Annotated in this window: 13 protein-coding genes; 6 read left to right on the top strand and 7 right to left on the bottom strand. The window is 39.0% G+C overall.

Features of this window, described 5'->3' with window-relative positions; all coding sequences use genetic code 11:
• Nucleotides 1-29: 29 nt before the first annotated feature.
• Both M5U24_RS02280 and M5U24_RS02275 read right to left on the bottom strand, forming a co-directional pair.
• Nucleotides 30-533, bottom strand: coding sequence for a hypothetical protein (locus tag M5U24_RS02280; RefSeq protein ID WP_099323792.1), 504 nt, complete (start codon nt 531-533; stop codon nt 30-32).
• The gene (locus M5U24_RS02275) at nt 511-969 is read right to left on the bottom strand and encodes a YkgJ family cysteine cluster protein (RefSeq protein WP_099323793.1); all 459 of its coding nucleotides are present in this window, start codon (nt 967-969) and stop codon (nt 511-513) included. Before M5U24_RS02275 ends, M5U24_RS02280 begins: the two co-directional genes overlap by 23 nt.
• A gap of 339 nt (nt 970-1,308) precedes the next feature.
• Between M5U24_RS02275 and M5U24_RS02270 the strand changes: the two genes are divergently transcribed.
• The 4 genes from M5U24_RS02270 (at nt 1,309) to M5U24_RS02255 (ending at nt 5,208) form a co-directional block, all read left to right on the top strand.
• Nucleotides 1,309-2,685: a radical SAM protein gene (locus tag M5U24_RS02270; RefSeq protein ID WP_298201462.1), complete on the top strand. Its 1,377-nt coding sequence runs from the start codon at nt 1,309-1,311 to the stop codon at nt 2,683-2,685.
• A 16-nt stretch (nt 2,686-2,701) separates the two neighbouring features.
• Nucleotides 2,702-3,757: a type III polyketide synthase gene (locus M5U24_RS02265; protein ID WP_099323795.1), complete on the top strand. Its 1,056-nt coding sequence runs from the start codon at nt 2,702-2,704 to the stop codon at nt 3,755-3,757.
• A gap of 291 nt (nt 3,758-4,048) precedes the next feature.
• Nucleotides 4,049-4,288, top strand: a complete 240-nt coding sequence (locus M5U24_RS02260; protein ID WP_157820312.1) for a hypothetical protein — start codon at nt 4,049-4,051, stop codon at nt 4,286-4,288.
• A gap of 608 nt (nt 4,289-4,896) precedes the next feature.
• The gene (locus M5U24_RS02255) at nt 4,897-5,208 is read left to right on the top strand and encodes an HU family DNA-binding protein (protein WP_099323797.1); all 312 of its coding nucleotides are present in this window, start codon (nt 4,897-4,899) and stop codon (nt 5,206-5,208) included.
• 97 nt (nt 5,209-5,305) lie between these two features.
• On the opposite strand, the gene typA is transcribed toward M5U24_RS02255, so the two are convergent.
• Nucleotides 5,306-7,156, bottom strand: coding sequence for a translational GTPase TypA (gene typA / locus M5U24_RS02250; protein ID WP_099323798.1), 1,851 nt, complete (start codon nt 7,154-7,156; stop codon nt 5,306-5,308).
• A gap of 730 nt (nt 7,157-7,886) precedes the next feature.
• On the opposite strand from typA, the gene M5U24_RS02245 reads away from it, so the two are divergent.
• Together M5U24_RS02245 and M5U24_RS02240 are read left to right on the top strand one after the other, a co-directional pair.
• The gene (locus M5U24_RS02245; RefSeq protein ID WP_099323799.1) at nt 7,887-8,219 is read left to right on the top strand and encodes a DUF6883 domain-containing protein; all 333 of its coding nucleotides are present in this window, start codon (nt 7,887-7,889) and stop codon (nt 8,217-8,219) included.
• Between the two features lie 9 nt (nt 8,220-8,228).
• Nucleotides 8,229-8,459 carry a DUF4926 domain-containing protein gene (locus M5U24_RS02240; RefSeq protein WP_099323800.1) on the top strand — a complete coding sequence of 77 codons (231 nt, stop codon included), beginning with the start codon at nt 8,229-8,231 and terminating at the stop codon, nt 8,457-8,459.
• Between the two features lie 132 nt (nt 8,460-8,591).
• Here M5U24_RS02240 and M5U24_RS02235 read toward each other — a convergent pair whose 3' ends face one another.
• The 4 genes from M5U24_RS02235 to M5U24_RS02220 form a co-directional block, all read right to left on the bottom strand.
• On the bottom strand, nt 8,592-9,905 hold the full coding sequence (locus tag M5U24_RS02235; RefSeq protein WP_099323801.1) for an O-antigen ligase family protein: 1,314 nt from the start codon (nt 9,903-9,905) through the stop codon (nt 8,592-8,594).
• Nucleotides 9,906-10,087: 182 nt separating this feature from the next.
• Nucleotides 10,088-11,044: a glycosyltransferase family 2 protein gene (locus M5U24_RS02230; RefSeq protein WP_099323802.1), complete on the bottom strand. Its 957-nt coding sequence runs from the start codon at nt 11,042-11,044 to the stop codon at nt 10,088-10,090.
• On the bottom strand, nt 11,041-11,928 hold the full coding sequence (locus tag M5U24_RS02225; protein WP_157820313.1) for a glycosyltransferase: 888 nt from the start codon (nt 11,926-11,928) through the stop codon (nt 11,041-11,043). Before M5U24_RS02225 ends, M5U24_RS02230 begins: the two co-directional genes overlap by 4 nt.
• 53 nt (nt 11,929-11,981) lie before the next feature.
• A complete protein-coding gene (locus M5U24_RS02220) occupies nt 11,982-13,070 on the bottom strand; it encodes a glycosyltransferase (RefSeq protein WP_099323804.1) in 1,089 nt (362 codons plus the stop codon).
• Between the last annotated feature and the right edge of the window lies 1 nt (nt 13,071).

Genomic DNA, 13,071 nt, shown 5'->3' with positions numbered 1-13,071 from the left:
TCTGCGTAGAGGATTTGATGAACTCTTTCTTAAATATCCGGAGGGAGAATGATGTTGCCGTTTTTCAACGTGTTTGATTTGAATCTCTTAAGTTGTGGGAGAAATGGACTATACTCCCATTCGAGGTGGTATTTATTATAGAGCGTCTTGATTAACCGATGGTATTTTTCATGTATTGATTGGGTTTCATCTTTATGTCTTTCGTCACAATAAAATGCCCTGCAGGAAAGCATCCGAAAGTTCCTGATACTGCATAAATCATTTTTGAGAAATGGACAAACATCTCTTGAAATATCAAAATCGTGAACAGACACATTTTTAGTTACATAATCAACTTCAACACTGCTTGCATACAGCACATGGTCATATTCCCCGAAATTGCCGCACATTCCACATTTATTACATCTGGGATTAATCAAAGACACTTCATGCTCTAAGAGACAATAAAGTTCCTTTAACTCCGAAAACAGTTGATCATTATGAGCTGTTTCCTTTTCTGCAATAATACTATTATCCGGCAAATCGATTTTCATACATTATCAAATTCTTTCGTATTGTTTTCAAATTATGCAACCGCCCTTTATCTATGCCTGCACACTGCCCCTTTAACTTTTCCCACTCGTTCTTTTCTTTGATGTTCGAAGACCAAAAAGGAAACGTTCTGCATTGGCATGGTCTAACTTCATATATAACGCAACCGTTGTTATACATAACGCAATCGCCATTGCCATATTCCACCAAACTAATTCGCCCATAAACATTTCTTAAATATTTTTTTGCAAACATTTCCTGAGTAATTCCCAGAAATCGGGAAATGTCTTTAATCTCTTTGTCATTCACCCAAACAACCCCTGGCTCCCCACGGCAACACTTGCCACACTGCTGGCATTCAAACTGTAGTCCTTTTTTGTACCAGGGCTTACAATCTGCTCCATCCTCTTTATCTTTTGTTTGTTCGCTGCAATCCATATCTCAAATAAATAATTTCTCTTCTATACTTCCCACTTTTTGCGTTTATTCCACACAGTAAAATTTCTCATATATTGAAAATCTATCGGGAAATAACAATACAATTTTAACTTTGAAATGTAAAGGAAGAAATAATGGTAAAACTCCACATTCTGAAGCAATGAATATGTACAATAAACAATTAATAATTCAATAGCTATTAACAAAAAACCATACTAGAATATATTTTTAATCTTTCTGGATGAACGGTAGTTGAAACAATCTGTTTATGGGTTGACATTTTAAGCAGTGAATGTCCTTCTTGTTATCACCAATCGTTATCGCGGTCCAATACCTGTCATGCCCCTCGGAGCATGTATGGTTGCTGATGCCACTGTACGGGCTGGTTATCATGTTCAGGTATTAGACTTAATGTTTGTTCGTAACCCATTACGCGCCCTCTGTTCATCCATCGATAAAATACAACCTGATGTCATAGGACTCTCTGTACGAAATATCGACAACAATGATATGTTACATCCGGTAGCGTTCTATAAAGATTTGAAACTACTTGTCGATGCAATTCGCACAAAAACGAAAGCTATGCTTATCCTGGGAGGTGCCGGTGCAGGGGTTATGCCAGAACAACTCCTCAATTATACCGGCGCAGATTGGGTAATCACAGGAAACGGAGAGGTTGTCTTTCCCGAAGTGTTGGATGTTCTTTCTAAAAATGAAAAGCCGATTCATGTGCCCGGTATTGCGTGGAATGACAAAACAGGTTTTAAAATAAATACTCATAGTGGAAACAATTTTTTATTGAACAACGTAATCCCTGATTTTCGTCGATGGATTAATGTGCCCGCATATTTATCACGGTTTTCCACTATTCCCATTCAAACGAAACTCGGGTGCCACTTTCAATGTGTCTATTGCACGTATAGAAAACTTGAAGGCATTTCTTACCGGTTATGTGATTCTGAACAGGTAGCAAATGCGATTATTGAATTGACAAAAAGTGGTATGAAAGATATTGAGTTTGTAGACAATGTATTTAATTCCCCTTACGGACACGCACTGGATATCTGTGATTCGATTGCAAAGACTGGAATAAATGCCAGATTCCAAACGGTGGAGTTGAATCCTCTTTTTATTGACGATAAACTTCTTCATGTAATGGAACGTGCAGGTTTTGTTGGTGTAGGTATTACCATTGAAAGCGCTGCCGACCCCGTCCTTGAACGTTTAAAGAAAGGTTTTACCGCGCGTGAGATCTATAGGTCATCTGAAATAATCCGGAAACATACTATGCCTTGTTTATGGATATTTATGTTCGGCGGGCCAGGTGAAACGGAAGACACTGTTATGGAAACACTTGATTTCGCGAAAAGACAAATTCGCCCTGAAGATGTAGCGCTTTTTATGATAGGAATACGCATATATCCAGGTACTGAGCTTGAAAATATAGCACGGTCAGAGGACGTATTAACCGTTTCTCCCCATAACATGCTTGAACCGGTATTTTACTTTTCTCCAACCATTCAGTTGGAATGGTTATTGAAAACAATCCGTTCTGCCATGTCGGTACACATGAATTTTATGACTCCCAAAGCTATCGGTTTGCCGTTCCTTCCTGCTCTGAATCGTATAGGATATTGGCTGGGAATCAAACCTCCTCTCTGGAAAAATACACGATTCATTCGCAGAGGGCTTAGATATTTGGGTAGAGATATATAATGTAATAATCTTGCTTATGTTTAATGAAAATGTATCTATAGCCTCATTATCTACAGTAACACCGCCGTATGTGATAAAACAGGCAGAAGCGGAAGCTTTTCTCGCAAAACATTATGCCAGTAAATTAGGGCCAAAAAGTCTTGCAAGAATGAAAAAGATTTTCGCTCATCCGGGTGTATTATGCAGACATATTGCAACAGATAACATTGAATGCCTTGTCAATGAACCTCCGGATAGTCGTATTACCCGTTTCACAAATTGGGCAATAGAGCTTTCGTCGCAAGCAATTAATGACTCCCTCGCACAGGCTGGTTTAACGAAAGATACCATAACAGGATTGGTAGTAAACACCTGTACCGGATACATTTGCCCGGGAATTTCTACATACCTTATAGAAAAGCTTGGTTTATCTAAACGAATAAGGATTCACGACCTTGTAGGAAGCGGTTGTGGCGGTTCTATCCCCAATCTACAGATTTGTAAAGATATGATACAGTCGAATGGAGATGGAGTGGTCGTAAGTGTTTCGGTAGAAATTTGCAGCGCAACATTTCAAATGGCAGACGATTTGAGTTTAATCGTCTCAAATGCGATCTTTGCTGACGGGGCAGCGGCAACCGTTCTATGGAAACGTCCTGGAATATTTACCTTGGTTGCTTCTGCCAGCAGGTGTGACACTCATCATCGCGAAGATATACGATACATATACAAAAATGGGCAATTGCATAACCAGCTTTCTCAGAAATTACCTGCGATTGCCAGTAAAACTGTTTCTCAGGTTGTAATGGACTTGCTAACACCCTGGAAACTAAAACCTGAGGATATTGAACACTGGGCCTTCCATCCGGGAGGGGAAAAAGTAATCAATGCTATCAGGAACGAGCTGGGACTTTCCGAATCACAACTACAACCAACCCGTGACGTTTTGGCGAGGTATGGAAACATGTCTTCCCCGACAGTATTGTTTGTGTTGCAAGAAATTATAAGGAAAAGCATTGCTCCCGGCGATTGGTGTGTAATGGTAGCGTTCGGCGCCGGGCTGAGCGCTCATGGATTTCTTCTTAGACATTAAAAATCGTCGCAACAGTGGGGTCAAACCTCCATATTTCAATTATCGTAACACTTTAGTCTTTTGAAAAATTCCAATAATAGCAATGTTTGGCGCATAGTGTAGGGACGACGGATGATGAACATCCTTCGTCTTTCGTGCTTCGTCCCTGCTCTTACGTTTTTCAAAAAAACTAAAGTGTTATCCAACTTCTCATTATCCCGCGATATGGGAGCATTCCCGATTTTTTGTAAAAATGCCATTAGCGGGGAGAGGGAAAGGAATAGTAACACAAGCTTCCTGTTTGAGGGTAAAATGCCACAAGCAGGATGTTTGTGTTACAATGTACAATTAGTTAACCAAAAATCGGGAATGCGCCTGTTGTTCAAACTATGTCCCCCGCTGGCGGGGGTGCAGGGGGTGGACTGGATTTCTCCATCGATTCAACTACCCCTTTATTATGAAAACAAATTTGACCCTCTTTCCCACACTCCGCAGACTGGTCAAATGGACAATTTTATACTGTTTCGTGACATGCATTCCCGCAGAACGTAGGAATGAGAAGAAAAATTTATGGCTATTCATGTTATAAACCTCCCTGATTTCCTCCGCAGACAATTCCACCCCCTTAATCCCCCGCCAGCGGGGGACAAGGCTTGCCACATCCCTTGCAGCGTTGTTTTGCCCCAATCACACAAACGGTTACAAAAAATCGGAAATGCTCCTCGCGATATCCTTCGGCTTCCCTTGCAATATGCGGTATTACAGTCATCAACCTGAATAATGAGACCTCCCAAGTTCATTTATGTACCTTTCCCGGCCATACCGCCACTCTCAACTCCGACGACTTGATGTAGAGACGCATTGTATGCGCCTCTACATCAAGAGTAACAACAGAATAAAGTCACTGACAAAGGCGGCCTAATTTATTGAAATGCAATTTTCAAACAGCTAAAATGCTGGAAACGAGTTAAGCTGAAAAGAACTCCCCTTGCTGATTCCCTATTTATGCTAGTTTGCACAAATATATCATACTTATATTTTTTCAGAATGCCCAAAAAATTGCTTGATTCAGAAAGTTATTTACTGTATTCTAACCCCTACTTTAGCTTGTCCTTATGGTTATCTTATATACGCCATATTTTTAGAAAGGAGAAAGTTGTATGAATAAACAGGAGTTAGTTGAGTATGTTGCGAATGAATGTAGTGTTTCTAAGACTTGCGGAGAAAAGGCGGTAAACGCTGTATTGAACGGCATCAAGCAGGGAGTAAAGAAATCGAACGAAGTGCGTCTTATTGGTTTCGGAACCTTTTCAGTAAAAGAAAGAAAAGCACGAAAAGGAAGGAATCCCCAAACGGGAGCAGTTATTAATATTAAGGCAAGCAAAACTGTTAAATTCAGCGTAGGACAAGATTTTAAAAAGGTTGTAGCAAAAGGTGGTTCCGCTTCAACAGGAAAAATGAAAAAGAAGTAATAATTACATATACATTTACTATTATTGTTAAAAAAAGCAGGCTGAAAAGCCTGCTTTTTTTAACAAAACATTATTTGCGTAACGAATCTTCGTATCTTTATGGAATTGCTACCTTTTCAGGGTTCTGTTGCCTGCGTGTGGTTCTCCTTTCATTCTCCGTAAGAAATTTTTTTCTTAATCGAAATGTTTTAGGAGTAATTTCAACCAGCTCATCGTCTTCAATATATTCAAGTGCCATTTCTAGTGAAAATTCTCTGTGCGGAGACAACTTAACGCTTTTCTCTCCGGTAGCCTGTCGGATATTCGTAGCCTTCTTCTCCCTTATCACGTTAACCACAATATCATTCTGTTCACAATGCTCACCAACTATCATCCCTTCATACACTTCTTCACCGGGTTTAACAAACATTATTCCACGATCATGTAAACCCTCCAAAGCGTATGCCGTGGCCTCACCAGCAGCCATAGAAACCAATACGCCCTGCGTCCTGTGCACTATATCTCCTTTGTAAGGTTCGTAATCATAAAAATTATGATGCATAACCGCCTCGCCCCGCGTAGAACTCAACAAACGGTTTCTCAAACCGATTAATCCACGCGAAGGCGCCTTAAATTCAAAATGTGTATATTGTTTTTCCGTCTTCATGCTGACAATTTCACCCTTTCTAGCCCCCAGAAGAGAAATCGCCTGTCCCTCCATTTCTTTTGGCACATCTATAACCACATACTCCATCGGTTCCATTCTCTTCCCGTCTATTTCCTTAAAAATTACTTTCGGTTTTGATACCTGCAATTCATATCCTTCCCTGCGCATGTTTTCGATTAATATTGAGAGATGTAATAATCCCCTTCCTGAAATGCAAAAAGCATCTGGCGAAGCTGTTTCGTCCACCTTAAGGGCAACGTTTGCACGTAATTCCCTAAACAATCTCTCCCTCAAATTTCTGCTGGTAACAAATTTTCCGTCCTTACCACAAAACGGAGAATTATTAACGGAAAATACCATGGAAAGGGTCGGTTCATCAATATGTATCAACGGCATTGCTTGTGGATTTTCAACAGAAGTAATCGTATCACTTATATCAATATTCTCAATTCCCGTTAATGCTATGATGTCTCCCGCCATTGCCAACAGCGTTTTTTCCCTTGATAACCCCACAAACGCAAACAGATCAGTAATTTTATGCAAGGATTGTTTTCCTGTCTTATCAATTCTAACAACTTGCTGGCCGGTGGTAATTGTGCCGGAAAAAATCCTGCCAATTCCAATCCTGCCGACATAGTCATTATAATCAAGCGATGCTATCTGCATTTGCAATGGGAATTCAGCGTCATAACATGGTTTTGGAACAAATTGTATAATTGCATCAAGGAGTGGTCTGATATCGCTGCTTTCATCATCAAGCGATAATTTGGCATAGCCGTTTCGTCCGCTTGCATATACAATTTTAAAATCCAATTGTTCGTCGTTGGCATCAAGGTCCACAAAGAGATCAAACACTTCATTGATTACATCCTGACAACGGGCGTCAGGACGGTCTATCTTGTTAATTACAACAAGAGGATTCAGGTTATAACCAAGGGCTTTTCGCAGTACAAACCTGGTCTGAGGCATGACCCCCTCTGCCGCATCAACCAGCAGCAACACACCATCCGCCATTTTGAGCACCCGCTCCACTTCTCCGCCAAAATCAGCATGTCCTGGCGTATCTATTATATTTATTTTCACTCCTTCGTAATTAATAGCAGTATTTTTTGCCAGTATGGTTATACCACGCTCACGCTCAAGGTCATTCGAATCCATGATTCTTTCACTATGCTGAATCTGCTGATTCACCCTAAACGTACCGCTCTGCTTAAGCAATTGATCAACCAGAGTCGTTTTGCCGTGATCAACATGGGCGATAATAGCTACATTACGAACATTATCTCTTACCGTTTTTGCCATTCTTTTCCTCAAATTTCTTATGGAAACATTACAATGCTTCTCTTGTGAACTCAAAATAAAAAAGCCGCTACGAATAACGAAGCGGCATAGAATAAGATTAACTTTTTATTAAATATACACTATTCCAGATAGATTATTACAGACAATATTTTTTCTGTCAATAAAAATAAACCATCCTGAGGATTTAAGTCACACAGTCTTCCTCATTTTTAGGTTCGGGAAATGCGTTCTTAATTGGCAAGCATAGCATTAGCTATTCCCTGAATGACTGCTTAAAATATCCTTTCTTTTTCTGTTTCCCTCTAATTGAATAATAAGGAACAACACCCCGATAACCTGCCAAAGAAATAAGGATTCAGGGGTTTTCCAGAATATATATATATTGTATTGACCATACAAAAAAAAGATGATGAAGTTGGGACATAGTCATGCAATAGTGTTTCGAAACAATATTTTGTATGTTTTGAAAAAGATGTCGATTTCAATAACCTGCCCTTCGTATTTATCCTTATATCGAATATTAGAATACACAAAGAACTTGAATTTATTATATTTATTCAATATAGTCTTTACTTACATCTGTTGCTCCCTGGTAATGAATGGAATTGGTGTTTCATTCATTTAATAAGGGTTTACAGCAGATCCACACTCTTCTTTCTTTTTACTCATAGATTTTACTGAAGAGCCATAAAGTTATACCACGTAAAATTACTTTCACGTAAGAAAACTAATGAATTTGCCTAATGCAGATCAGGCACAAGTAGATCGTAAAAAAATTACGGAATACTTGTTGTGTACATCACATCCGGATGGGAGCAATAAAGCGGTCTTTTTATCTCAATTTGGTTTCACGCTGGAAAATTGGAGAATATTAGCAGAATCTTTGCGCAAACATGGGGCAACCTATAATGTGGTAAAAGTCGTTGAATCTGAATATGGCACACGTTATAGTGTCGATGGATTGTTAGAAACACCGGATAGCCGCAATCCGTATATAAGGACTGTTTGGATAATAGAAAAAAAGTCTACAACACCAAGATTGATTACTGCACACCCAAAATAGGAGGAAACCATGATAAAAGAGCATGACCGAATTGTTTTGTTGAAAGATTTACCGGAGGATGGTTTACAGGCTGGTGATGTCGGTACGGTTATTCACATTCATCGTCAAGGTGAAGCATTTGAAGTCGAATTTATGACACTTGACGGTGGAACAGTTGCTGTTACAACTTTGCTTTCATCTCAAATACGAGCAGTTAGTAAAAGGGACATAACCCATGTTAGAGAGCTTGCTGTCTCTTGATTAAAAAAGGATTTTACTGAAGCAGACAATATTTTTTCTGTCAATAAAAATAAACCATCCTGAGGATTTAAGTCACACAGTCTTCCTCATTTTTAGGTTCGGGAAATGCGTTCTTAATTGGCAAGCATAGCATTAGCTATTCCCTGAATGACTGCTTAAAATATCCTTTCTTTTTCTGTTTCCCTCTAATTGAATAATAAGGAACAACACCCCGATAACCTGCCAAAGAAATAAGGATTCAGGGGTTTTCCAGAAAATATCAGTTAATCCGTGGGAAATCAGCGAAACAAGACCGGCTGAAACACCTACAAGCAGCATTTTTTCGAATCTATTTTCTGCAATTGATTTTATCGCTTTTATTGTTCTATAAAATATTATGGTAAACATCCATAGGAAGATCGCTAATCCAAATATCCCCGTTTCCACCCACATATGCAGTATAATATTATGCGCATGCGAAAGACTTTCAACCTTTTGCACTTTTTTCTTCTTAATAGTCTTCGCAGGAATATCCCCAAGAGATTTCTTTTCTTTTTCTCTAATCTCCTTTCTGTATGTTTCATATATATCCCTGAAGTTTCTTTTTCCTGGCCCGATCCCCAGCAACGGATGATCAAGAATAATCGCAATCGACGCCTTCCAGCACATCAACCTTTCTCCAAGAATCTTGTTCGACGAAAAGAATTTATCATATTGTGTGATGGTTTTGGCGTGCATGGAATATTTCGATGGCAAAAGCACAAACAATAAAGGACACATAGCAATTATCGCAATGAGCAAGTACTTTTTTTTCAACATGAACGCTATATAAATCACAGCAACCATATTTGCGAACCAGCTTGCCCTGCTCATCGTCAGAACTATTGCATATCCGCTTACAAAAACAAGACATCCAAGCCAAAACCTAACAAATATGCTTCTGTAATAAAAAAACAGACAAATAGCAATCGGCAGGAACAATGAAATATATTTTGCAATCCTTGAGTGATACTTAAATGTAGCAATTAACCTGTCATCTCTTGCGGCAATTCCCGTATAATACCCATACAAACCATATGCACATACCAGCCCACAGGTAATAAGCATTGCCTTTATTATGCGTTTCACTTGTTCAATACTGTGTATTGTATTGACCATACAAAAAAAGATGATGAAGTACGGGACATAGTCGTGCAGGAGTGTTTCGAAACAATACTTTGTATTTTTTGAAAAAATTGATGCTATTATCAGATAAATAAAAAATACCAGTATGGGTATGTTAAGCGCTGTTTTCTCAAAGATAATCCGTTTCTCAAGCACCATCTGATACGCCAGGCATCCAACCATGGTCACCAAACACATCATCTTAATGACATCAGCGCCGAAAGGAAAAAATGTTAAAATAAAAAAATACGTAATAAATGCATACTCTGATACCTGACTTATTTTACTATTTTTCGTATTCATCAATAGTAGTTTTGCCCGCCTATTCCTTAATAATTCGTTACACTTTAGTTTTTTGAAAAATTCCAACAATCAAAAAGTAGGGGCGAAGCATTTGCTGTAAATGGTCATAAATACGTTAATACCCAAACGGGCAAATGCTTCGCCCCCTGCTTTTTCAAAAAACCAAAGTGTTAAAATAATTCTTATTTACCTGGTTTTGCCGACCGTAATCCCATCCAATCAGGACATAACAATACATGCCATTGAAAAAGCCTGCAATATATTGTCAACCGGTATCTCAACTTCCTGCTAAGAAACATAACAATGCCGTTCCCCGCGCTATTGATGATTAAATTGAATAAAATCTTCATAACATACAATATTCTGAAGGTAACGTAAACATCACGGGAATAATTCTTTTTAAAAAAAAGATACAATGACCGGCAATACTCAATTTGCGATTGCCACGGCGCTTTTCTCTTGCTCTCTCCCCCCAGATGAATCACCCTGGCGTCGGGGACATGCCACACTCTCCACCCTGCATTTTTCATGCGATAGCACCAGTCAGTCTCTTCAAGAAAGAAAAAATATCTCTCATCCAATGTACCGACTTTTTTTATTGCCTCATTCCTTACCATAATACATGCCCCTATAACTGATTCTATTTCGACGGGCTGCGTGATGACGCGTTTCTTACTCAGGTATTTATCAGGAAACAACCATCGCAAGAAACTTTTATTCAATAACTCAGATGCCAGGGTTGGATAATTATCAAAACTGTTTTGTTTCATACCGTTTAGTTTTAATAGTTGAACACCGGCAATTCCCGCATCATTATGGGATTCCATAAAAGCATGCAATATCCGCAACGTATTTTTTTCTAAAATCGCATCTGTATTAAGCAATACATAATATTTTGGGGAAATAGCCGTTATTGCCTGATTCACCGCAGCGGCAAACCCCTTGTTTTCCCTGTTCTCTATAATATGCACTCCGGAATACCTGTTACGCACCGCCACAACACTGTCATCTTTCGATCCGTTATCCACGACACAAATTTTAATACTACAATCTGTATCAGATTCATAAACGGATGCAATGCATTTCAACAACAGGTCTTTTGTGTTCCAGTTGACAATAATAATACACAGGTCATTCATGAATGAAACAAGTAGTATCTCAAGGTTCTGATATTAATCGGATCCATTTTCAACGAAAGGCGAAAATTTTCCCTTGCCACAACTTTATCGCCCATTCGCGTATAATGTCTGCCGATTTTAGCATAATGTGCGGCTAAACGTTTTTTATACATTTTTTCGTTAATGCCGTTCTCACTGTCTTTAAACATAGTATATATCTTATCAATGATCACTTTCTGATATTTCAGGACATTATTGCGGTTTTTACTTAGAGATTTGGCACTATGCCTGTATTTCACCAGCGGAACGTCTATGCCAATCGCTTTGTAATAGAATGCGATTCTCAGCCACATGTCCCAATCCTGGCAATTTACCAGTCCAGAATCAAATAAAGCCGTTTTATTAAACACCTCTTTACGAACCACAACGGAAGAACATATTATAAAATTTTGTTCAAAGAATAATTGAGTGAAGATATTGCCAGATGGCAATCTTCTCCTGATCTTTCCTTCCAGAAACTGGCTTTTTGAGTCTATATTTATATGTTTTGAATATACCATTCCAGCATCAGGATTTTTCATGAATTGGTCAATTGACATCTCCAGTTTCTCCGGCATCCAAATATCATCGGCATCAAGGAATGCGACATACTCTCCCTTCGCCGACTGAATGCCCAGATTTCTTGCCGTTGGAAGCCCTTCATTGCGCCCTAAATCAATATACTTTATCTTTTCCATATAAGGCTTCAATACCAGCTTCGTGTTGTCAGTAGAACCATCATCAATCACAACAACTTCATACGCATCGTATGTCTGTGCAAGAACTGATTCAATTGATTCCTGTAAATAAACCGCACAGTTATAGGTAGGCATAATAACAGAAACCAGAGGTTTTTTATTTGCCATAAGCACAGATTACACTTTTTTTGTAATGCATAGAAAACTATCCTTCTTACTATTTATGGCCTGGTGCTCTTTATACATTCTTCATATAATGCGTATATTTCGCCGCCAACATTCTCCAGATCATATTTACGCCCCTGAGCGGCAGAGCGTTTTGAAAATTCAAAAAGCATATCTTTTTGAGAAAATAAGGCAAGTAATCTTTCTGCAATTTCCTTTGGATCATCTCCCGCCACAAACCCATCAATACCGTCATGGACGATTTCCTCAACAAAATCTCTCTTTAGACAGATAGCAGGTTTCCCCAACACCTGACATTGCCTTAAAGCCCTCGCTGTTCCATCAGAACCGGCAACCGTATAAAACATTACGTCAAAGCAATGTACGGCGTCCCAGTAATCCAGTCTCTTGTACCCGCCGAAAATCACACTATCCTCTAATTTATTTTTCTTAACCGGCATTACCGCCAGTTTATTCAGATTAGGGCCCCTTCCCAGCAGTAAAAACTTAATATTTTTACCGGATTCCTTTATTATTTTAACGACTTCAACAACCAGTTCAAATTTTCTGTGATGCTGCACTCTCATGACAAGGCCAACCACAAAATCATCATCATTTAAACCAAATTCCGGCCTGATATTTTTTGGTTTTTTTGGTATTTGATGAATATCCAGCCACGGTTTTAAACAAACTACCTTCCTGAAATCGTTCTGCAGCATATCTCTTAATTTAAGGCTAAATACCGTGAAAACATCCGCCTTTTTGCAAATTGTTTTTTTCAAAAAACCGGGCGGAGTAACATTGAAATCGGTAAATATTTTTACCGCCTTATGCGAACTCCCCAGGTGCACAGCAAGGTCTCTATCACGAAAGAAATGAATGATGTCAGGATCAAATTGTTGAACAACCTGCTTTGCCACACGTCTGTTTCTCATCATTGCGCCAATCCCACCGCGCTTAGCAAGGGTTTGTACCGTTTTTACCCTGCCGGATTCCACATGAAAAATCAAGCCTGTATCCGGAATTTTAGGCACACTCGTCAACAACATAACGTCGGCCTTTTTGCTCATATAATTACACAACTCAACAATAGGCTGCGAAGGCCCCGTCCACTTGTGATCAGAATACAGGTAGAGAATTTTCATA

This window comes from Candidatus Kuenenia sp., assembly GCF_027493735.1.
Lineage (GTDB): Bacteria > Planctomycetota > Brocadiia > Brocadiales > Brocadiaceae > Kuenenia > Kuenenia stuttgartiensis_A.
This window is presented reverse-complemented; position numbering and strand designations above follow the sequence as displayed.

Bases quoted from the DNA above. Each gene is read 5' to 3' on its own strand.
- M5U24_RS02270 (WP_298201462.1), top strand. From the start codon at position 1,309: ATGCCCCTCGGAGCATGTATGGTTGCTGATGCCACTGTACGGGCTGGT.
- M5U24_RS02255 (WP_099323797.1), top strand. From the start codon at position 4,897: ATGAATAAACAGGAGTTAGTTGAGTATGTTGCGAATGAATGTAGTGTT.
- M5U24_RS02230 (WP_099323802.1), bottom strand. From the start codon at position 11,044: ATGAATGACCTGTGTATTATTATTGTCAACTGGAACACAAAAGACCTG.
- M5U24_RS02275 (WP_099323793.1), bottom strand. From the start codon at position 969: ATGGATTGCAGCGAACAAACAAAAGATAAAGAGGATGGAGCAGATTGT.
- M5U24_RS02280 (WP_099323792.1), bottom strand. From the start codon at position 533: ATGAAAATCGATTTGCCGGATAATAGTATTATTGCAGAAAAGGAAACA.
- M5U24_RS02225 (WP_157820313.1), bottom strand. From the start codon at position 11,928: ATGGCAAATAAAAAACCTCTGGTTTCTGTTATTATGCCTACCTATAAC.
- M5U24_RS02265 (WP_099323795.1), top strand. From the start codon at position 2,702: ATGTTTAATGAAAATGTATCTATAGCCTCATTATCTACAGTAACACCG.
- typA (WP_099323798.1), bottom strand. From the start codon at position 7,156: ATGGCAAAAACGGTAAGAGATAATGTTCGTAATGTAGCTATTATCGCC.
- M5U24_RS02260 (WP_157820312.1), top strand. From the start codon at position 4,049: ATGCCACAAGCAGGATGTTTGTGTTACAATGTACAATTAGTTAACCAA.
- M5U24_RS02245 (WP_099323799.1), top strand. From the start codon at position 7,887: ATGAATTTGCCTAATGCAGATCAGGCACAAGTAGATCGTAAAAAAATT.
- M5U24_RS02220 (WP_099323804.1), bottom strand. From the start codon at position 13,070: ATGAAAATTCTCTACCTGTATTCTGATCACAAGTGGACGGGGCCTTCG.
- M5U24_RS02240 (WP_099323800.1), top strand. From the start codon at position 8,229: ATGATAAAAGAGCATGACCGAATTGTTTTGTTGAAAGATTTACCGGAG.
- M5U24_RS02235 (WP_099323801.1), bottom strand. From the start codon at position 9,905: ATGAATACGAAAAATAGTAAAATAAGTCAGGTATCAGAGTATGCATTT.